We start from the raw sequence: 19176 nt of genomic DNA on the forward strand, positions 1-19176 counted from the left end.
GCACACCGATGAAGATCCTCACCTGCCCCTTGAACGGCCCACGCAACATCAGCGAGTTCACCTACGGCGGCGAGTTCAAGCACATGCCCGACCCCGCCACGTGCAGCGACGCCGAGTGGGCCGACTACGTGTTCAACAGCGAGAACCTCGCAGGCGTGGTACTGGAGTGGTGGCTGCACAACGCCTCCAGCTACTGGTTCCTGGCCGAGCGCCACACCGTCAGCGACCAGGTGCTGCGCACCTTCGACCCCAAGGACGTATTCGACCAGCGCGTCGACTTCACCCCCGCCGCCAGCCCGGAGATTGCCGGATGAACAGCCACACTCGCCTCCCCGCGCCCATGGGCCTGCTGATCGACCGCGAGCGGCCCGTGCATTTCAGTTTCGACGGCCAGCCCTACCAAGGCTTTGCCGGCGACAGCATCGCCAGCGCGCTGCTCGGCAACGGCCGCTGGCTGCTGTCGCGCTCATTCAAGTACCACCGCCCGCGCGGCCCGCTGAGCCTGGCCGGACAGGACGCCAACACCCTGGTGCAACTGCCCGACGAGCCCAACGTACTGGCCGACCTGCACGCTGTCAGTGATGGGCTGGTGGTCGAAGGCCAGAACTTCAACGGAAGCCTCGACCACGACCGCGACGCCTACCTGGGCACGTTCTCGCGCTTCATGCCGGTGGGTTTCTACTACCGCTCGTTCTACAAGCCCAAGGGCATGTGGAAGGTCTGGGAGCCGCTGATCCGCAAGAAAGCCGGCCTGGGCGTGCTCAACCTCGATTTCAAGCCGCAGTATTACGACAAGGCCTATCTGTTCGTCGACCTGGCGGTGATCGGCGCCGGCCCCGCCGGTCTGCGCGCCGCGCTGGATGCCGCCAATGCCGGCGCCAAGGTGCTGCTCATCGAACAGCAGCCTATACTGGGCGGCTCGCTCAACTACGCGCGTTTCGACATCCAGGGCGAGCGCGCTGCCAGGCTGCGCCAGGAGCTGCTGGGCGCCATCGAAGGCCACCCGAACATCCAGGTACTGTGCGAGGCCACCTGCAATGGCTGGTTCACCGACAACTACCTGCCGGTGATCCAGCACCGGCGCATGTACAAGGTGCGTGCCACGCGCTGCGTGGTGGCCGCCGGTTCCTTCGACCAGCCGGTGGTGTTTCGCAACAACGACCTGCCCGGGGTCATGCTGACCAGCGCCGCGCAGCGCCTGATGAAGCTCTACGCGGTCAAGCCCGGCCAGCGCGCAGTGCTGCTCACCGGCCACGACGACGGTTACCTGGCGGCCCTCGACTTGCAGGAGCAAGGCGTCACCGTCGCCGCCCTGGTCGACCTGCGCGCCGCCCCGGCCGATCCGGCGCTTGCCGCCGAACTCAAGCGCCGCGACATCCCCCTGCACCTGGGCAGCACTGTCTACGAGGCGCTGCATGAACGCGGCATGCGCCACGTCAGCGGCGCCGAGATTCGCCCGATCACCGGGCAAGGCAAGGTCGGAGAGCACGGCCTGCGCGTCGCCTGCGACCTGTTGTGCATGTCAGCCGGCTACATGCCGGTGTACCAGTTGCTGTGCCAAGCCGGTGGCAAGCTGGCGTACGAGGTCAACCGCGACGCGTTCACCATCAGCGGCCTGCCCGCAGGGTTGGATATCGCAGGCTCGGTCAATGGCCAGCATGCCCTGGATAACGTGCTCACCGACGCCACCCGCGCCGCAGCCCAGGCCCTGGCCGCACTCGGCCTGCCCACCCCGGCGCTGGGCACCTTCGGCCCCGAGGCGAAGGTCAACTTCCCCTGGCCGATCTTCCCCCACCCCAAGGGCAAGGATTTCGTCGATTTCGACGAAGACCTGCAAGTGCGCGACATCGTCAATGCCACCCGCAGCGGTTACCGTGACGTGCAACTGGTCAAGCGCTTCTCCACCGTCGGCATGGGCCCCTCGCAAGGCCGCCATTCGGCGCTGCCCACCGCGCGTCTGGTGGCCCAGGCCACAGGCCGCAGTATTTCAGAAACGGGGGTCACCACGGCGCGTCCGCCGTTCCAGGCGGAAAAACTTGCGCATGTGGCCGGCCGTGCCTTCGACCCCTACCGGCAAACCCCGATGCACCGCCGTCACCTGGAGGCGGGCGCCAAGATGATGCCCGCCGGTATCTGGCAGCGCCCCGCCTACTACGGCAAGCCCGACGCGCGTGAGGCGTGCATGCAGGCCGAGGCGCGCCAGGTGCGCGAAAAAGTCGGGCTGATCGACGTGTCCACCCTCGGCGGGCTGGACGTGCGCGGCGCGGACGCTGCCGAGCTGCTCGAACGCCTGTACACCTTCGGTTTCGCCAAGCTGGCCATCGGTCGTACGCGCTACGCGCTGATGACCAACGAGCATGGCGTGGTGATCGACGACGGCGTGTGTGCTCGGCTCGGTGCCCAGCATTTCTATGTCACCGCTACCACCAGCGGCGTCGATCGTATCTACCAGCAGATGCTCAAGTGGAACGCCCAGTGGCGCCTGGACGTGGACATCACCAACGTCACCGCCGCCCTGGCGGCCGTCAACCTCGCCGGCCCACTGTCGCGCCAGGTGCTGGCCAAGGTGTGCGATGACGTCGATTTGTCAGCTCAGGCCTTCCCCTACCTCGGCGTGCGTCTGGGCACGGTGGCCGGGATCCCGGCGCGGATCATGCGCGTGGGCTTCGTCGGCGAGCTGGGCTATGAAGTGCACGTGCCCGCACGCCATGCCGAACGCCTGTGGGACGCCCTGATGCAGGCCGGCCAGGGCGAAGGCATCCGCCCGTTCGGGGTCGAGACCCAACGCCTGCTGCGCCTGGAAAAAGGCCACGTGATCATCAGCCAGGACACCGACGGCATGACCCACCCCGGCGAGATCGACATGCAGTGGGCGATCGGTCGCAAGAAGCCGTTCTTCGTCGGCAAGCGCTCCATCGAGATCCTCGAAGCCCAGCCGCTCAAGCGCAAGCTGGTCGGCTTCACCCTGCCCAAGGGCGTTACCCAGCCATTGGAAGGCCACTTGGTACTGGATGGGGCGCACATCAGCGGCAACGTCACCTCCTGCGAATACTCGCAGACCCTCGGCCGCATCATCGGCCTGGCCTACGCTGGCGCAGGCCAGGCCACCCCCGGCATGCACATCCCGATTCGCGTGGAGGGCGGCGAGATCGTCCAGGCGCAGGTGGTGCCACTGCCATTCTTCGACCCCGAAAACGCCCGTCAGGAGGTGTGAGTGATGACCCGTCCATTGAAAGCCGAAGCGTTCGATGAACGCCGCCACCCCTCGGTGTTGCTGTCGCCGTGCACCCTGACCGACCTGACCGAGTTGCCCCGCGTGGGTTTTCGCGGCGCCGACAGCGCTGCCTGGCTACAGGCCCGAGGCTATCGCCTGCCGGCCCGGCCCAACCATGCCGAGCGCCAGGACGACGGCGGCTGGGTGGCGCGTTTGTCGAACACCGAATACCTGGTGCTGGGAGCCCTCGCCGAGCGTGGAGCGCGCGTGGCAGCACTCGAAACCGAGTGGACGCTGGACGATGACACGCGCAACTACCTGCTACCGCGCCAGGACAGCCACGCCTGGGTGCAACTGGCCGGCGACCAGGTCAGTGCGCTGATGGCCAAGCTGTGCGGGGTGGACCTGCGCGACGGCGCATTTGCCGTGGGCAGCGTGGCACAGACCTCGGCGGCGCGGATCAACGTGATCGTGGTGAATGTCGGTGGGGCGCTGCACGTGTTGTTCGACCGGGCGTCACGGGCGTACTTCCTTGCGGCATTGAAGGATGCAATGGCTGAATTCGAGGGGGTGGTCGAATCCCTTGAGAAATCGTTGGGATGAATGGATCGTCTGGCGAGACCTATCGCAGGCTTCGCCAGCTGCCCAAAGCCGGCACTGATTTCAAGCCATTGGCCGTGGCGGTGAGCGCTGGCAAAACCTGCAATGGGGTCAACGCGCAGGGCAACCGCTTTTGTGCATTCCCCTGTGTGCATCGTCCATCAGTGCCTTGGCCATTTCGCCAAGGTAGTGGGCGGCCCAGACCAGAGTGGGTTCGTTGTCCATCACCCCAATAAACGAAGCACGCCGCGCACTGGCGAGCAGGATCGAGGCTTGCTCCAGGGCGTGATCGGCGCAGTTGCCCGGCACCACCTGGAACAGTCGCTTGCCTTCGACGGCGCCCTCCATGCAGGTGGCGGTGCCGACGGTCCAGCCAAGTTTTCCCAAAGGGTCCAAAGTGTGCTCGCTCATGAGAACTCCTCTTGTCGAATGACACCAAAGCGCACGCGTGAGAGCGCCGAGGTCAATGCAGCGTGCAGGTGTCACGTCGCGTCTTGAGCTGCACCTGCGCCAGCGCGCACTCCACCAACGTGCGCACGGCATCGAGTTCGTGCATCACGCTCAGCAGCATCATCGTGGCGGGTGATCTGGGCAGGAAAGCCAGGGATTGCCTACCAACGGCAAGGCCACATTGGGTGTATTCCAGGGCTTCGGCCAGGGTGTCTTCGAGGTAGTGAGGGGTATCGGGGAATTGGGGTGGATCGGGGACGGGTTTGAACATGGCATAGCTCTCTAGTTGCACTGATCGGGCCGCTATCCATTCACTTGCAGGTGAAGGGTGGCGGCTACGTACGGGCCTGCAAGACCGGGGCAACTAGAGAAAAGCCCGGCTGGCCCGAAGGCCACCCGCACGCAGCCACCATCAAGCCAAACCAGACTTATAAAGCCTTGGTTCTGGTGGTACTGGTTCTAGTTGTCCCGCGCAGGCTTGCAGACCCGGCCGCTGTTTTCGCAGCGACTTGGCGACACTAGACCTCAGTACGATGATGCAAAAGGTGGCAAAGCATGGTTCGGAAACGGCCTACACGGAATAGGGAAAATCTGATTAATTTCTGTAGGACCACGCAAGAAAGTTGCTCTCACGATCAAGGTTTGCAACGTCTGCGGTAGGAAGTGGATGGCATTTCCCCCAAGGGAATGGCCAAATAGCATCATCCGTTTTCCATTCCGCAAGACACTGGACTGTCCTTGATGCTCATCAACCTGCTTACCAGCCTGCAACCCGCCCTCTGCGTCCAAAACACCAAGGTGCACCTGGCACAGCACAATGGCCACGATCACCCCATGGACGTTTACCTCGCGGGCGAGTTTGACGACTGGCAGTCATGGCAAAGCCGCAGGAACTTCGAATGCGACTACCTGCTCGGACTCGTGGAAATACCTGGGACACACAAATGGCTGCTTGCCGGGGTCTACGATTGCTTGACGCTCAATCAAGAAAAATCCAAGCCCGAGAAACGCGAGTTCGTCTACCACTACCGCCGCATACCAGAGTTCGCCGAATTGGAAGGCCGCCTGATCCTCGACTATGTCAAACCCCGGGGCAATTACCTTTGGTTGGAAACCTGCCTCAGGAGCATGGTCATTTCCTCGATTCTTGAAAAACCCATGACCGTCGGCAAATTTCCCGGCTACAAGGACGTGGACATCAGCCACGTCGAGCTCAAGACCATCGTAAGGGAGGGTCTTGAGTCGTGGCATACAGCGCTTTCGAACGTCGCGGGCGTCTATTTGATTTCCGATCGGACAAAGGGCGAGGAGCAACTCTACGTGGGCTCAGCAACCGGCACAGGCGGCCTTTGGGACCGTTGGGCAACCTACGCCCATAGCGGCCACGGCGGGAATGTCAGGATTCGCGAGCTGCACAAACGACGCGGCGATTCATTTGCCGAACACTTTCGTTTCAGCATCCTGGAGATCGCTGACAAGCACACAGGCAAGGATGAAATGATGCTCAAGGAAATCCACTGGAAGCGCAGGCTGCTGACCCGGGACAGTGGGTTGAATGGGAACTGAAGCCCAAAATTGCGGGGATTGCCAAGTAGGCCCAATGCGAAGGGCAAGCGATGCAGCAACTGAATCGCCCCTCAGGGCGGTTCAAGCCGAGACAACCAAGGTCAACGGCCAGGAACCCTATACGTGGCTGCGCCACGTAATGGAGCGGTTGCCCATCCTGTGAGTAGGTGGGGTTAATGGTTCGCACTCCCTCAAACACCTGATCGATCCGAACATTTCTGGCCCCAGCGCGCGGATGATATGCCTATCTCATCCATGAAATCCGCCCAAAAAACCTTCAGCCGCCCATGCCGCACCTGCGCAAGACGCGCGCCCTCCGTGGTCTGAAAACCCTCGGCCAGCTTCAGCAGCTTGGTGTGGAAGTGCTCGATGGCAAATGCTCGATCCCGATAATCGCGACCCTCGGCGGTGGGGTTCTCGACATCGTACAGCGCCGACCCCATGCGCCCGGACACATAGAAACAGCGCGCCACGCCGACCATGCCGATGGCATCCAGGCGGTCGCTGTCCTGCAGAATCCTGGCTTCCAGGGTCAAGGGTTCGAAACCAGCTGAAAAACTATGGCTGAGCACTGCATGGGTCACTTGATCGATACGCGGCGCCGGCCAGGCCATGCCGGCCAGGATGACCCCGGCCCGTTCGGCCGAGAGCGTCGAGGCCTGGGCGCGCAGGGACGAGTTTTTCTCCACTGCCACGCAGTCATGCAGCAAGGTGGCGGCCAGCAGCACCTCCAGGTCCCCGCCTTCCACAGCCTGTATGCGTCGGGCGTTGGCCCAGACCCGCTGCAGGTGCGACAGGTCGTGGGAGCCGTCCGCCTGGTCAGCCGGCAGGTAAGCGAGCAGCTCGCCGGCCAATTGCGCAAACGGCTGGAACGCCGTGCCGGACATGCACTCAGCCCTCGACCGGCGGAGTCGCCTGGGCGGCGGCCTCATCTGCCAGGCGCTGGCGCTCGGCCTTGCAGATGTACTTGTCCTTGCTCTTGGGTGCCAGCTTGGCGCTGGCCTTCTTGGCGTGGGCCTTTAGCAACTGGTTGATCTTCTTGCGGCGGTTCATGCTTGGCAGCCTCCTTCGGGCGGGTCGGGGCGCACGATACAGCAAGTGCCGGCGCCGTGCATGAGGTGGCCGGCGCTCATCGCGAGCAACGCGCGGTTGAGTAAAATGCCGGGCAAGCCGGCCTTGGATGGCACCGGTTTGCCCATCCACTCAAAAAAGGAGCACACGACATTGAGTGAACGCAAAAAAGCACTGCTCAAGTACCTTGGCCTGCTTGCCTGCCTGTGGCTGGCGGCACGCCTTAGCCCTGAGCACTTCACCGTGCTGATGTACGCCGTTGTCACCCTTACCTGCTTCGCTGGCATCGTCTACGGCGTGGCGAACCGCAAGCGGATCCTGACGTTCATCAACCACTGGCCGACTTCGTTCTTCTGCTCGGTGGTGATTTTCTTCATCTGCAAGCTGTCTGCCGAAAAGCAGATAAACGCCCAACTGGGTATCGAAGCCGAATACATCCGGCAATCGGCGAGCGTGGGTGGCGTGCTGCTGGCCATCCCGCTGTCGCTGATGCTCATCGGTTTGTACCTGCTCATCACCAGCGCCTACCGAAAGGTCGTCCAACCCGTGTCTCGCGCCAAGCCAGCCCCCACGGAGCAAGGCCAGACGCCGCCCGAATCGCTTGCACAGCTCAGGCCGTTCTTCGCCATCGCCGTGCTCACGTCCAGTCTGTTTCTGTTGACGCAGTCCGACAACAGCGTGCGTTATTGGGTACTGGTCGATGCGATGCTGTACTCCGACTGCGGCCCGCCTGAAAAACCATGGGGCTACGTGCGCAAGAACCTCGACAGTTGTTACCGCGTAGATACCCGCCTCTTTCACGGCGCCGAGTTGATCGCGTTCGCCAGCCGCAAGCCGGGTTGACGCACCTGGGTGAACCTGGCCGAAATAATGGCAAACTGCTACTTTACTAGCCGTTTTGCTCTCAAGGATTTGCCGCCGTCATGGACCGCGCCTACAACACCGCACCTGCGCACACCGCGCCGCGTCGCTCGTACCTGTCCCGTCACTGGCGTGGCGAACTGTCATTGACTCGCACCTTCTGGCTCAACGGCGTTGCCGTACGCCTGTTGTTCGACGCTCTGGCAACGCCGCAGGTGGAAACCCTGCTGGGCAACCCCTCGCGCGACCCGATTGATTCGGCCTACCTCGCCGGGGTGCTGATCGGTATAAGCCTTATCCTGTGGTTGTGGCAACTGGTGGGGCTGTGGCGCTGCGCGCGACGCCACAGCGAGTTTGTCGGGGTGGTGGTGCCATTGTTGATCGTCGCGGTTCTGGCTCACTACACCTACACCTTCACGCAAGGTTTCATCCCAGGCTTTATCAAGAGCTTCAACGAGCAGCTCGAATACAGTCGTCAGTCGCGTTAATCGGCAAGCCGCGTCCCGGCGATACGCCAAGCGGTCGAAGGACCTCCCGAGCCCGTCGCAAAACACTGCTACGCTTGCTGAACACAAGATGAAAAACATTTCATCTTGGTTCATCCGAACCTGGCATGGCAGCCCGGACACCCCCTTGCACGGAGCCCTAAAGCGGAGGAGCGCCATCATGGCCCTTGCCGAGGATCTGGCCTTGTTGATCCGTCAGGAACAACTGCTGCAATTCGAGCACTTCGACGAAGCGGTCGCCTGGCAGTTGGGCTCGCGCCTGCACGCGCGCGCCGAGGCGCAAGGCTGGGCGCTGTTGATCGAGGTCAGACGCTTCGACCAAGTGCTGTTCCTCGCCGGCCGGCCTGGCATCACCCCGCACAACCACGACTGGATCCGCCGCAAGCGCAATACCGTGGCGCGTTTTCTGTGCAGCTCGTACCGTATTGGCCACCAGCTGGCATTGGACCAAAAAGACATCACCCAGCGTTACAATCTTCCGCTCTGCGACTACGCCAGTGCCGGTGGCAGTTTCCCGATCACCGTCAAGGGTGCCGGGGTGATTGGTTGCGTGACCGTTTCGGGGCTGCCGGAGCGGGAGGATCATCAGGTGATCGTCGATGCGCTGTGCGACCTGCTCGGGCAAGACCGCGCCGCGCTGTCACTGGCGGCCCCGGCCAAACGCGCCAGCGAGAAGGCCGCGCGTGAACCGGTGAGCGGCTGAGCACGCCAGCGCGTGTGAACGCCGCCCTACCCAGCCTTGTGCAGCGAGCGACACCTAGTCTGCCCTGGCCGTGTGCTCGGTCAGGCGGATGATCTGCCGCGCGATGAATGCCCCGGTCAGAATCACACCGAACAAGCGCAGTGTCTGCATCGCCAGCACCAGCCCCACATCGGCGCGGGTTTCCACCGCGATGATAGCCATGGCATCCAGCCCGCCGGGACTGGTGGCCAAGTACATCGACAGGAAGTCGGTGCCGGCCATGCGCGCCAGCAACCAGGCACAGCCAGCATTGAGCACGATCAGCACCAGCGCCCCGATGATCATCGCCGGCAGCCGCTTCGCGACATAGCGCACGGTCTGGCGGTCGAAGCGTAGCCCGATGTAGCAACCGATGGCGCCGTAGGCGAACGCCAGCAGTGGCTCCGGCAACCTGATGTTCAGCAACCCCGCCAGTTGCAGGCTGCCGCCCAGCAACAGCGGCACCAGCAGCGCGCCTGCCGGCAGCCTGGCGCCAGCCAGCACGCCCACACCGATCACCGCCAGCCCCAACAGCAGGTTGACCACCTCCAGTGGCGCCGCGCCTGGATGCTGCACGCTTGGTGCGACCACACCCTGGCTAGTACTTAGCCAATGACTGACCAGCGAGCCGGCCAGCACCACGCAGACCACGCGCACGTACTGCATGGTCGCCACCACGCGTGGGTCGGCGCCGCTCTCTTCGGACATCGACACCATCGCCGACGCGGCCCCCGGCGCAGTGCCCCAGGCCGCCGTATTGCCCGGGATGCCGCCAAAACGCACGGTGCCCAGCCCTACCACGGCACTGAGCAGCACCGTCAGCAGCGTGGCAAACAGCATCAGGTGCCAGGACTGCGCCAGCGACACCAACACCGCCCAGGAGATCGAATGCGCTACCAGCAGCCCGACACAGCCTTGCCCGAAGCGAAACACCTGCCGATGCAGGCGGATTCGCGCCCCACTCACGCCAAAGCCAATGGCCACGATCATCGGCCCGAGGAACAAGCCTGCCGGCACTGCAAGGCGGTGCAACAGTTGCCCGGCAGTGGCCGCCAGTACCACCAGGGCCAGCCATTGAAACCACGTGCAGCGCAGCCAGTGAGCGGTTAGAAGCAAGGTCTGGATCCTCGAACAGGGCGATACAGTGAACAAATTATCGACGGCGCAATCGATCAGGTCTATTTTCCACTTTCGATGAATCCATAACTGAAATTCATGAATCATGGACCTTCGCGACCTCACGTATTTCGAAACCATCGCCGAACTTGGCCACCTCGGCCGCGCCGCCGAAAAGCTCAACCGTAGCCAGCCAGCGCTGAGCAAGAGCATCCAGCGCCTGGAGGAATCACTTGGCGCCCGGCTGTTCCAGCGCGATGGCCGGCGCATCAAGCTCACCGATGCCGGTGCGCTGTTGCAGGCCCGTGGCCGACAGTTGCGCCTGAGCATCAGTGAAACCGAACGCGAGGTGCGCGACTTCGCCAGTGGCCTGACCGGCAACATTCGCCTGGGCTGCGCGGCGAGCATGGCCGAGCACCTGTTGCCGCAGTTGGCGGCCAGCTTGCTGGAGCGCGCGCCGGCGATCACCCTGAGCCTGTCCATCGCCCAGGACGATGTGCTGCGCGAGTCGCTGCGCGCCGGGCGCCTCGATGCGATCATCTGCCCACTGATGGTCGATGACCCGCAGTTTCTCGCCTACCCGCTGATCCACGACGAAGCGGTGGTGGTGGCCAGTGCCGACCACCCGATCTTCGAAGGCAGTGTCGAACTCAAGGACCTGTGCCAGTACCACTGGGTACTGGGCGCCCCGACGGTCAACGCGCGGCGCTGGATCGACAACGCGTTCCTGTCGCGCCAGTTGCCAGCGCCACGGGTGAAGATCGAGACCAATGCCATCTCGCTGCTACCCCGCCTGATCGCCCGCACGCAGCTGCTGAGCTTTCTGGCCCGGGAAACCCTGGAGCATGGCCACGGCATGTCGCAGCTACGCGAGGTCCGTCTGGCCGAGACCACCATGCGCCGCACCGTGGCAGTGTGGCTGCGCGCCGACGGCTACGTGCCGCCGGCAGCACAGGTGATGGTGGAGTTGCTCAGAAGCGGCGCAGCGCTGGCCGGACAGGCGTAGCGCCGCGCCGCTTCGGCCAGCGCCCGAAGTGCGTCCCCCATGTGCTCTGGCGCCTGCGGCATGCGTCTATCAGGACTTCCCCGAATGCGCCCATCCCTCACACCAGGCCCTAGCATGCAGGCACTCCTCGAAGACATCCTCGACCACGTACGCCCCTTGCTCGGCCAAGGCCAGGTGGCGCAGTACATCCCCGCCCTCGCCCAGGTCGATCCGAACCAGCTGGGCATTGCCGTGCAAAGCCTGGATGGCCAGTTGCACTGTGCAGGCGATGCCCGTACACCGTTCTCGATCCAGAGCATTTCCAAAGTCTTCAGCCTGGTGCAGGCGATCAGCCACAGCGGCGAGGCGATCTGGCAGCGCCTGGGTTATGAGCCCTCGGGTCAGGCGTTCAACTCGCTAGTACAGTTGGAAGTGGAAAAAGGCCGCCCACGCAATCCGTTCATCAATGCCGGGGCGCTGGTGATCTGCGACATCAACCAATCGCGCTATGCCACCGCGACCTTGTCGATGCGCGACTTCGTCCGGCGCCTGGCGGCCAACCCCCGGCTGGTCAGCGATGCCGTGGTGGCCGACTCGGAGTACCAGCACCGCGCGCGCAACGCCGCCATGGCCTACCTGATGCAGGCCTTCGGCAACTTCCACAACGAGGTCGAAGCCGTGCTGCGCAGCTACTTCCACCACTGCGCACTGTCGATGAGCTGCGTGGACGTGGCCCGTGCCTTCGCCTTCCTGGCCAACCGCGGCCACTGCCCGCACAGCGGCGAACAGGTGCTCAGCCCGCGCCAGGCCCAGCAGGTGAACGCGATCATGGCCACCAGTGGGCTGTACGACGAGGCCGGCAATTTCGCCTACCGCGTGGGTTTGCCGGGCAAGAGCGGCGTCGGGGGCGGCATCGTGGTGGTGGTGCCGGGGCGCTACAGCATCTGCGTGTGGTCACCGGCGCTGAATGCCTCGGGCAACTCGCTGGCGGGACTGCGCGCACTGGAGTTGCTCAGCGAGCGGCTGACCGGGTCGGTGTTTTCGCCGGTCGGCTGAGCGCCGCTGCCCGACCCTGCGCGCAAGGAATGAAACCTGGCGCGGAATTATTTTGCGCACCCGAGCCTCTGATCCCATAGGACACGCAAGGGACCCTGTCATGACTACCAGCAAGCAACAGCCTATCCGCCTCAAGGACATCACCATCGTCGACGACGCCAAGATGCGCAAGGCAATCACCGCCGCAGCCTTGGGCAACGCCATGGAGTGGTTCGACTTCGGCGTCTACGGCTTTGTCGCCTATGCCTTGGGCAAGGTGTTCTTCCCCAACGCCAGCCCCGGCGTGCAGATGATCGCGGCGCTGGCGACCTTCTCGGTGCCGTTCCTGATTCGCCCGCTGGGCGGTTTGTTCTTCGGCGCCCTGGGCGACCGCTATGGGCGCCAGAAGGTGCTCGCCGCGACCATCGTGATCATGTCCCTGAGCACCTTCGCCATCGGCCTGATCCCCTCCTATGCCAGCATCGGCATCTGGGCGCCGATCCTGCTGTTGATCGCCAAGATGGCCCAGGGCTTTTCGGTAGGCGGCGAGTACACCGGGGCGTCGATCTTCGTCGCCGAATACGCCCCTGACCGCAAGCGCGGCTTCCTCGGCAGTTGGCTGGATTTCGGCTCTATCGCAGGCTTCGTGCTTGGCGCAGGCGTGGTGGTGCTGATCTCGACGATTCTGGGCGAGGCGCAGTTTCTCGAATGGGGCTGGCGCCTGCCGTTCTTCCTGGCCCTGCCATTGGGGTTGATCGGCCTGTACCTGCGCCATGCGCTGGAAGAGACCCCAGCCTTCCAGCAGCATGTCGAAGCCCTCGAACAAGGTGATCGCGAAGGCCTGGCCAGCGGCCCGAAAGTCTCGTTCAAGGAAGTCGCCACCCAGCATTGGAAGAGCTTGCTGACCTGCATCGGCGTGGTGATTTCCACCAACGTCACCTACTACATGCTGCTCACCTACATGCCCAGCTACCTCTCGCACAACCTGCACTACAGCGAGGACCATGGCGTGCTGATCATCATCGCGATCATGATCGGCATGCTGTTCGTACAGCCGTTGATCGGCCTGCTCAGCGACAAGTGGGGGCGCCGGCCATTCATCCTGCTCGGCAGCATTGGCCTGTTCGTGCTGGCGGTGCCGGCGTTCATGCTGATCACCAGCGGCAAACTGGCGGTAATCTTCGCCGGCTTGCTGATCCTGGCGGTGCTGTTGAACTTCTTCATCGGTGTAATGGCCTCGACGCTGCCTGCGATGTTCCCGACCCACATTCGCTACAGTGCCCTGGCCAGTGCGTTCAACATCTCGGTGCTGATCGCAGGCCTGACCCCGACCCTGGCCGCTTGGTTGGTCGAAAGCACCGACAACCTGTACATGCCGGCCTATTACCTGATGGTGGTGGCCGTGATCGGGCTGCTCACCGGGCTGACCATGAAGGAAACCGCCAACCGCCCCCTGCGCGGTGCGGCCCCGGCGGCATCGGACCTGCAAGAGGCACGCGAACTGCTGCGCGAGCACCACGACAACATCGAGCAGAAGATCGAGGATATCGACGCGCAGATCGCCGAGCTTGAAGCCAAGCGCCAGCAACTGGCGCAGCAGCATCCGCGTATCGACTGAGACAGGACACTAGCGCAATCCCCCGAAATCCTTGCCTGATCCTGCGAACCTGCCGGCCCCGACATGGGAAACACGCTACATGCGCGCTAGAGTCTTTGATCTGTACCCTCCCCGAGCCGCGCCTCGACGCGCGGCAGGTCAAAAAAACCACGACACATCGACCGATGATCAACAGGTGAGCCATGGAACTACGAATCAACCAGAAGACCTATCAGGTCGAGGCTGACGCCGACACGCCCTTGCTCTGGGTAATCCGCGACGACCTCGGCCTGACGGGCACCAAGTACGGCTGCGGCTTGGCCCAGTGTGGCGCCTGCTCGGTGCTGGTGGATGGCAACGTGGTACGCGCCTGCGTGACCCCGGTGGCCGGGGTGGTCGGCCGCGAGGTCACCACCATCGAGGCGATCGAGGACGACGCGGTCGGCAAACGCGTGGTGGCGGCGTGGGTCGAGCATCAAGTGGCGCAGTGCGGCTACTGCCAGTCCGGCCAGGTGATGGCGGCCACCGCACTGCTCAAGCACACGCCTAAACCGAGTGCCGCGCAGATCGACGCGGCGATGGTCAATCTGTGTCGTTGCGGCACCTACAACGCCATCCATGCCGCCGTGCAAGACCTGTCCGAAGGGGGTAACGCCTGATGAACGCTCCCCTGGACACCCCCGCCGACCTGCTGCGGCTGCCCGCTGGCGAAACCGTCAACCTGTCGCGCCGACGCTTTCTGGCGGGTACCGCCATCGGCGCACTGGTGCTGGGCTTCGGCCTGCCGGTGGGCACGCCACGCGCCCACGCCGCCGCCAGCCCTGAGCGCGGCACCCAGGTGCCGGCGTTCCTGGAAATCCGCCCGGACGGCAAAGTCCGCCTGCTGTGCCCCTTCATGGAGGGCGGCCAGGGCACCTACACGGCAATGGCACAAATCGTCGGCGAAGAGCTGGATGTAGACCCTGCCGACTTCCTGGTCGACAGCGCCCCGCCTGGTGAAGCCTATGTGGTGATGGAAAACGGCATGCGTATCACTGGCGGGAGCATGTCGGTGCGCATGAGCTATCCGACCATGCGCCGCCTCGGCGCACTGGCCCGCGCCATGCTGCTGCAAGCCGGCGCCGCGCAACTGGGTGTGCCGCTGAGCGAGCTGTCCAGTGCGCCTGGCAAGGTGCTGCATGCTGCCTCTGGCCGTACGTTGAGCTATGGCGAGCTGGCTGGCGCTGCGATGGACCTGCCAGTGCCGGATCCGGCCAGCGTGCAACTGCGCGACCCCAGCCAGTTCCGCTGGATCGGCAAGCCAGTGCGCCGCGTGGATGCCTACGACAAGTCCACCGGCAAGGCGATCTACAGCATCGACATCAAGCTCGACGACATGCTGCACGCCGCCGTGCAGCACGCTCCCCGCCTGGGCATGACCGTGGCCGAGGTGCGCAACGAAGCGCAGGTCAGCGCCATGCCGGGTGTGCATTCGGTACACCGGTTGCCCGGCGCAGTGGCCGTGGTGGCCGAGCGCTGGTGGCACGCCAAGCGTGCTGCCGAAGCCTTGCAGGTCGACTGGCAGGCACCTGCCGCCGACAGCCCGCTGCGGGTGATGCCGGCAGACTTTTCAAGCGATGCCTGGCGCGACCACCTGGCCGCCCAGACCGGACCGGCCCGCGATGACGAGCGCGCAGGCGACATCGCCGCTGCCCTGGCCGGGGCCAAGACCACCGTTGAAGCCAGCTACCGCAACCAGTACCTGAACCACGGCCAATTGGAGCCGCCCTCGGCCACCGCCCGCTTCAACCCCGACGGCAGCCTGGAGGTCTGGCTGCCCAACCAGGCGCCAGACATGTTCCGCGCCGACATTGCCAAGCGCACTGGGCTGGCGCCCGAGCAGATCACCCTGCACTCGCCGCTGCTGGGCGGCTTCTTCGGTCGGCATTTTTTGTACGACTCGGCCAACCCCTACCCGCAGGCGATTGCCCTGGCCAAGGCGGTTGGACGCCCGGTCAAGCTGATCTGGAGCCGTGAGGAAGAGTTCCTGCGTGATGTGCTGCGCCCGGTGGCGGTAGTCAAGTTCCGCGCCGGCCTGGACGAAAAAGGCCTGCCCGTGGCCATCGAGGCGATCAGCGCCACCGAAGGCCCGACCGAGGCCCTGGCCGGCAAGCAAGGCGAAAAAATCGACCCCACCGCACTCGAAGGGCTGTCAGGCAAGGCCTACGCCATTGCCAACAAGCGCATTGCGCAGATTTATGTCAAAGGCCCGGCGATGCTCGGCTACTGGCGATCAGTGGGCAATTCGCTCAACGATTTCTTCTATGAAAGCTTCCTCGACGAGTTGGCTGACAAAGGCGGGCATGACCCGTTCGAGCTGCGCCTGCACCTGCTGCGCGACAATTCCCGCCTGACCACCCTGCTGCGGGCGGTGGGCGAATTGTCCGGTGGCTGGAAGCGCGGCCCGTTCACCGCCGCAGACGGCAGCCAGCGCGCCCGTGGCGTGGCCATGGCCTCGCCGTTCGGCTCGCAGGCGGCAGTGATCGCCGAGGTGTCCATCGACAACGGCCAGGTCAAGGTGCACGACATCTGGCAGGCCATCGACCCTGGCAGCATCGTCAACCCGGCGATCATCGAAGCCCAGGTCAACAGCGCGGTCGCGCTGGGCTTGTCGCAAACCCTGCTGGAAGAAGCGGTGTGGCGCAACGGTATGCCGCAGGCGCGCAATTACGACCTGTACCCGATCCTGCCGCCTGCGCGCATGGCACGGGTGCATGTACGCATTATCGAGAGCGGCGAAAAAATGGGCGGCATCGGCGAGCCACCGTTGCCAGCAGTGGCACCGGCCGTGGCCAATGCGGTCGCGCGGCTGACCGGGCAACGCATCCGCAGCCTGCCACTTGACCGCCATTCGTTCAGCTAAGGAGCGCCCATGAGCAATCGCCGATTCGCACGCAGCGCGACCTGGCTGGCCGTGCCCTGCCTGGTCGCCGCCGGCCTGCTGGCCTGGTATGTCACCCGCGAGCCCGCCTCGCCGTTCACCGCCGACGCCGGGGTGGACACAACGCTGGTCAGCCGTGGCGAATATGTCGCCCGGCTCAGCGACTGCGTGGCCTGCCACAGCCTGCCAGGCCAGGCGCCCTTCGCAGGCGGGCTGGAAATGGCCACGCCGCTGGGGGCGATCCATGCCACCAACATCACCCCCGACCGCGAACACGGCATCGGCGCCTACAGCCTGGCCGACTTCGACCGTGCCGTACGCCATGGCGTGGCCCCGGGCGGGCGCCGGTTGTACCCGGCCATGCCCTACCCGTCCTACGCCAAGCTCAGCGATGACGATGTGCGCGCGCTGTACGCGTTCTTCATGCAGGGTGTGCAACCGGCGGCCACCGCCAATGTGCCCAGCAGCATCCCCTGGCCGCTCAACCTGCGCTGGCCGATCGCGCTGTGGAACGGGTTGTTCGCACCCACCAACGCCTATGCCGACAAGCCCGGCCAGGATGCACTGTGGAACCGTGGCGCGTACATCGTCCAAGGCCCCGGCCACTGCGGCAGCTGCCACACGCCGAGGGGCCTGGCGTTCAACGAAAAAGCCCTGGACGAGGCCGGCGCGCCGTTTCTCGCCGGCGCACTGCTCGACGGCTGGTACGCACCGAGCCTGCGCCAGGACCACAACACCGGCCTTGGTCGCTGGAGCGAGCCCGAGATCGTGCAGTTCCTCAAGACCGGACGTAACCAGCATGCGGTGGTCTACGGCTCGATGACCGAGGCGTTCAACAATTCCACCCAGTTCATGAGCGACGATGACCTGTCCGCCATCGCCCGCTACCTCAAGTCGTTGCCGGGCGATGCGCAGCGCGACGGCGCACCCTGGCAGTACCAGGCCGTTTCCGCGAACGAGCGTCTGGACGCACCGGGCGCACACACCTACGTGACGCGCTGCGCCAGTTGCCACGGCCTGGACGGCAAGGGCCAGGCCGAATGGATGCCACCGCTGGCCGGGGCCACCTCGATGCTGGCCAGCGAAAGCGCCTCGGCGATCAACATCACCCTCAACGGCTCGCAGCGCATCGTCGCCGCCGGGGTGCCGGACGCCTACCGCATGCCGGCGTTTCGTGGCCAGCTGTCCGACCAGGAAATCGCCGATGTGCTGAGTTTCGCCCGCACCACCTGGGGCAATCAGGGCGCAGCGGTGCAGGCACAGGCCGTGGGCAAGTTGCGCGGGCATACCGACCCGGCCAGCAGCAGCCCGATCATCCTGCACATGCGCTGACAGCCGCCAAGCGTGATCAAGCAACATTGAACGAGGTGTGAGCAAACCATGGAAAGCATCGACCTGCTGGTGCTACGCACCGCCCACGACTGGCTTGCCGACGGGCATCGCGTATTGCTGGCGAGCGTTGCCCATACCTGGGGATCGTCGCCGCGCCCGGTGGGTTCGATGATGGCCCTGCGCAGCGATGGGCGGGTGGTCGGGAGTGTGTCTGGCGGCTGCATCGAAGACGACCTGATCCACCGCTATACCACCGCCTACGGCGGCCAGGCGTTCGTCGATGGCCCGCCCGAGCGGGTGCGCTACGGTGTCAGCGCCGACGAGGCGCATCGCTTCGGGCTGCCCTGCGGCGGCACCCTGGAGTTGATCCTGGAGTTCAACCCCGCGCGCGCGGCCCTGTGCCAATTGCTCACGCTGCTGGACGACGGGCAACTGGTGTGTCGACGCCTGGCCCTGGCCGATGGCAGCGTCAGCCTCACCCCCTGCGCCAGCCCGGCGCCGTTCGACTGTGACAGCCACTACCTGCGCAACACCCTCGGCCCCGGTTACCGCATGCTGCTGATCGGCGCCGGGGCGTTGGCCGAATACCTCGCCACCATGGCGCTGTTCAACGGTTTCCGTGTGACGGTGTGCGACCCACGCCCTGAGCACAGTGCCAGTTGGGCGGTGCCGGGGGTGGAGACCCTTCAGGGCATGCCAGATGATGTAGTGCGCGCATTTCGTGTCGATGCGCGCACCTGCATCATCGCCGTCAGCCACGACCCGAAGCTGGATGACCTGGCTCTGCTGGAGGCCCTGCAAGGCCCAGCGTTCTATATTGGCGCGATTGGTTCGCGACGCAACAGCCAGCTGCGCCGCGAGCGGCTGATCGAGCATTTCGGCCAGACCGAACGCAGCCTCGAACGCCTGCATGGGCCGATCGGCATCTACATCGGCAGCAAGACCCCGGCGGAAATCGCCGTGAGTGTGATGGCCGAGGTGTTGGCAGCGAAGAATGCGGTGACGCTACCGGGAGCGGTGAGTGTGTTGCAGGCCAAAGCGCAGCACGAATCAGCGGCCTGAGGCTTCGAGCGACGATCCGCCGCGAAGCAAGGGGCGCAGTGGATAGCACCCGAAGCAAGCGCGGTACCTGTAGGAGCGGCCTTGCCGGGACGCCGGACCGGCGAGGCCGCTCTCATAGAACTACACATAACTTGTTGATT

General features: G+C 64.6%; 19 protein-coding genes and 1 pseudogene. 15 read left to right on the forward strand and 5 right to left on the reverse strand.

What is annotated here, in order from left to right; translation table 11 throughout:
• Positions 1-8 precede the first annotated feature (8 nt).
• The 3 genes from FEM01_RS22995 to FEM01_RS23005 are packed head-to-tail and all read left to right on the forward strand — an operon-like array spanning position 9 to position 3817.
• A complete protein-coding gene (locus FEM01_RS22995) occupies positions 9-314 on the forward strand; it encodes a sarcosine oxidase subunit delta (RefSeq protein ID WP_138221745.1) in 306 nt (101 codons plus the stop codon).
• Complete coding sequence (locus FEM01_RS23000) at positions 311-3214, forward strand: 2Fe-2S iron-sulfur cluster-binding protein (protein WP_138221746.1); 2904 nt, start codon at positions 311-313, stop codon at positions 3212-3214. Before FEM01_RS22995 ends, FEM01_RS23000 begins: the two co-directional genes overlap by 4 nt.
• 3 nt (positions 3215-3217) lie before the next feature.
• The gene (locus FEM01_RS23005; RefSeq protein ID WP_138221747.1) at positions 3218-3817 is read left to right on the forward strand and encodes a sarcosine oxidase subunit gamma; all 600 of its coding nucleotides are present in this window, start codon (positions 3218-3220) and stop codon (positions 3815-3817) included.
• 108 nt (positions 3818-3925) lie between these two features.
• On the opposite strand, the gene FEM01_RS23010 is transcribed toward FEM01_RS23005, so the two are convergent.
• Together FEM01_RS23010 and FEM01_RS23015 are read right to left on the reverse strand one after the other, a co-directional pair.
• Positions 3926-4225: a DUF3077 domain-containing protein gene (locus tag FEM01_RS23010; RefSeq protein WP_138221748.1), complete on the reverse strand. Its 300-nt coding sequence runs from the start codon at positions 4223-4225 to the stop codon at positions 3926-3928.
• A gap of 52 nt (positions 4226-4277) precedes the next feature.
• Positions 4278-4535 carry a hypothetical protein gene (locus FEM01_RS23015; protein ID WP_138221749.1) on the reverse strand — a complete coding sequence of 86 codons (258 nt, stop codon included), beginning with the start codon at positions 4533-4535 and terminating at the stop codon, positions 4278-4280.
• 470 nt (positions 4536-5005) lie between these two features.
• On the opposite strand from FEM01_RS23015, the gene FEM01_RS23020 reads away from it, so the two are divergent.
• Together FEM01_RS23020 and FEM01_RS24855 are read left to right on the forward strand one after the other, a co-directional pair.
• Positions 5006-5830, forward strand: a complete 825-nt coding sequence (locus FEM01_RS23020; protein ID WP_138221750.1) for a GIY-YIG nuclease family protein — start codon at positions 5006-5008, stop codon at positions 5828-5830.
• A gap of 88 nt (positions 5831-5918) precedes the next feature.
• Positions 5919-5984 (forward strand): annotated as a pseudogene (locus FEM01_RS24855) (transposase domain-containing protein); the annotation flags it as partial.
• Positions 5985-6021: 37 nt separating this feature from the next.
• Here the strand turns inward: FEM01_RS24855 and FEM01_RS23025 are convergent.
• Together FEM01_RS23025 and FEM01_RS23030 are read right to left on the reverse strand one after the other, a co-directional pair.
• Positions 6022-6717, reverse strand: coding sequence for an HD domain-containing protein (locus tag FEM01_RS23025; protein WP_138221751.1), 696 nt, complete (start codon positions 6715-6717; stop codon positions 6022-6024).
• Positions 6718-6721: 4 nt separating this feature from the next.
• Positions 6722-6883: a DUF2986 domain-containing protein gene (locus tag FEM01_RS23030; protein ID WP_138221752.1), complete on the reverse strand. Its 162-nt coding sequence runs from the start codon at positions 6881-6883 to the stop codon at positions 6722-6724.
• Between the two features lie 171 nt (positions 6884-7054).
• On the opposite strand from FEM01_RS23030, the gene FEM01_RS23035 reads away from it, so the two are divergent.
• The 3 genes from FEM01_RS23035 to FEM01_RS23045 all read left to right on the forward strand — a co-directional run bounded on the left by FEM01_RS23035 (position 7055) and on the right by FEM01_RS23045 (position 8971).
• On the forward strand, positions 7055-7744 hold the full coding sequence (locus FEM01_RS23035; RefSeq protein WP_138221753.1) for a hypothetical protein: 690 nt from the start codon (positions 7055-7057) through the stop codon (positions 7742-7744).
• An 80-nt stretch (positions 7745-7824) separates the two neighbouring features.
• Complete coding sequence (locus tag FEM01_RS23040) at positions 7825-8250, forward strand: hypothetical protein (protein WP_138221754.1); 426 nt, start codon at positions 7825-7827, stop codon at positions 8248-8250.
• 178 nt (positions 8251-8428) lie between these two features.
• A complete protein-coding gene (locus tag FEM01_RS23045; protein WP_138221755.1) occupies positions 8429-8971 on the forward strand; it encodes a heme-degrading domain-containing protein in 543 nt (180 codons plus the stop codon).
• A gap of 54 nt (positions 8972-9025) precedes the next feature.
• Here the strand turns inward: FEM01_RS23045 and FEM01_RS23050 are convergent, their stop codons facing one another.
• Positions 9026-10105 (reverse strand): AbrB family transcriptional regulator, encoded by a 1080-nt coding sequence (locus FEM01_RS23050; RefSeq protein WP_240791788.1) that lies wholly within the window; start codon positions 10103-10105, stop codon positions 9026-9028.
• 106 nt (positions 10106-10211) lie between these two features.
• Here FEM01_RS23050 and FEM01_RS23055 point away from each other — a divergent pair, with 106 nt between their 5' ends.
• From FEM01_RS23055 to FEM01_RS23085, 7 genes are all read left to right on the forward strand, one after another.
• Positions 10212-11111 (forward strand): LysR family transcriptional regulator, encoded by a 900-nt coding sequence (locus tag FEM01_RS23055; protein ID WP_138221757.1) that lies wholly within the window; start codon positions 10212-10214, stop codon positions 11109-11111.
• Positions 11112-11225: 114 nt separating this feature from the next.
• Positions 11226-12146, forward strand: a complete 921-nt coding sequence (gene glsB, locus FEM01_RS23060) for a glutaminase B (RefSeq protein ID WP_138221764.1) — start codon at positions 11226-11228, stop codon at positions 12144-12146.
• 100 nt (positions 12147-12246) lie between these two features.
• Entirely contained in the window at positions 12247-13743 is a 1497-nt protein-coding gene (gene proP, locus FEM01_RS23065) for a glycine betaine/L-proline transporter ProP (protein WP_138221758.1), read from the forward strand.
• Positions 13744-13925: 182 nt separating this feature from the next.
• Positions 13926-14381, forward strand: coding sequence for a (2Fe-2S)-binding protein (locus tag FEM01_RS23070; protein ID WP_138221759.1), 456 nt, complete (start codon positions 13926-13928; stop codon positions 14379-14381).
• A complete protein-coding gene (locus FEM01_RS23075) occupies positions 14381-16624 on the forward strand; it encodes a xanthine dehydrogenase family protein molybdopterin-binding subunit (RefSeq protein WP_138221760.1) in 2244 nt (747 codons plus the stop codon). Before FEM01_RS23070 ends, FEM01_RS23075 begins: the two co-directional genes overlap by 1 nt.
• Positions 16625-16633: 9 nt before the next feature.
• On the forward strand, positions 16634-17974 hold the full coding sequence (locus FEM01_RS23080; protein WP_138221761.1) for a c-type cytochrome: 1341 nt from the start codon (positions 16634-16636) through the stop codon (positions 17972-17974).
• A gap of 48 nt (positions 17975-18022) precedes the next feature.
• Positions 18023-19036, forward strand: a complete 1014-nt coding sequence (locus FEM01_RS23085; RefSeq protein ID WP_138221762.1) for an XdhC family protein — start codon at positions 18023-18025, stop codon at positions 19034-19036.
• Positions 19037-19176 lie beyond the last annotated feature (140 nt).

It is taken from the genome of Pseudomonas mosselii (assembly GCF_005796105.1).
Taxonomy (GTDB): domain Bacteria; phylum Pseudomonadota; class Gammaproteobacteria; order Pseudomonadales; family Pseudomonadaceae; genus Aquipseudomonas; species Aquipseudomonas mosselii_C.

Excerpts from the sequence above, each read along its gene's own strand:
- FEM01_RS23030 (WP_138221752.1), bottom strand. The coding sequence starts at position 6,883 with ATGAACCGCCGCAAGAAGATCAACCAGTTGCTAAAGGCCCACGCCAAG.
- FEM01_RS23015 (WP_138221749.1), bottom strand. The coding sequence starts at position 4,535 with ATGTTCAAACCCGTCCCCGATCCACCCCAATTCCCCGATACCCCTCAC.
- FEM01_RS22995 (WP_138221745.1), top strand. The coding sequence starts at position 9 with ATGAAGATCCTCACCTGCCCCTTGAACGGCCCACGCAACATCAGCGAG.
- FEM01_RS23020 (WP_138221750.1), top strand. The coding sequence starts at position 5,006 with ATGCTCATCAACCTGCTTACCAGCCTGCAACCCGCCCTCTGCGTCCAA.
- FEM01_RS23075 (WP_138221760.1), top strand. The coding sequence starts at position 14,381 with ATGAACGCTCCCCTGGACACCCCCGCCGACCTGCTGCGGCTGCCCGCT.
- FEM01_RS23070 (WP_138221759.1), top strand. The coding sequence starts at position 13,926 with ATGGAACTACGAATCAACCAGAAGACCTATCAGGTCGAGGCTGACGCC.
- FEM01_RS23045 (WP_138221755.1), top strand. The coding sequence starts at position 8,429 with ATGGCCCTTGCCGAGGATCTGGCCTTGTTGATCCGTCAGGAACAACTG.
- FEM01_RS23010 (WP_138221748.1), bottom strand. The coding sequence starts at position 4,225 with ATGAGCGAGCACACTTTGGACCCTTTGGGAAAACTTGGCTGGACCGTC.
- FEM01_RS23025 (WP_138221751.1), bottom strand. The coding sequence starts at position 6,717 with ATGTCCGGCACGGCGTTCCAGCCGTTTGCGCAATTGGCCGGCGAGCTG.
- FEM01_RS23085 (WP_138221762.1), top strand. The coding sequence starts at position 18,023 with ATGGAAAGCATCGACCTGCTGGTGCTACGCACCGCCCACGACTGGCTT.
- FEM01_RS23055 (WP_138221757.1), top strand. The coding sequence starts at position 10,212 with ATGGACCTTCGCGACCTCACGTATTTCGAAACCATCGCCGAACTTGGC.
- FEM01_RS23040 (WP_138221754.1), top strand. The coding sequence starts at position 7,825 with ATGGACCGCGCCTACAACACCGCACCTGCGCACACCGCGCCGCGTCGC.
- FEM01_RS23080 (WP_138221761.1), top strand. The coding sequence starts at position 16,634 with ATGAGCAATCGCCGATTCGCACGCAGCGCGACCTGGCTGGCCGTGCCC.
- glsB (WP_138221764.1), top strand. The coding sequence starts at position 11,226 with ATGCAGGCACTCCTCGAAGACATCCTCGACCACGTACGCCCCTTGCTC.
- FEM01_RS23000 (WP_138221746.1), top strand. The coding sequence starts at position 311 with ATGAACAGCCACACTCGCCTCCCCGCGCCCATGGGCCTGCTGATCGAC.
- FEM01_RS23005 (WP_138221747.1), top strand. The coding sequence starts at position 3,218 with ATGACCCGTCCATTGAAAGCCGAAGCGTTCGATGAACGCCGCCACCCC.
- proP (WP_138221758.1), top strand. The coding sequence starts at position 12,247 with ATGACTACCAGCAAGCAACAGCCTATCCGCCTCAAGGACATCACCATC.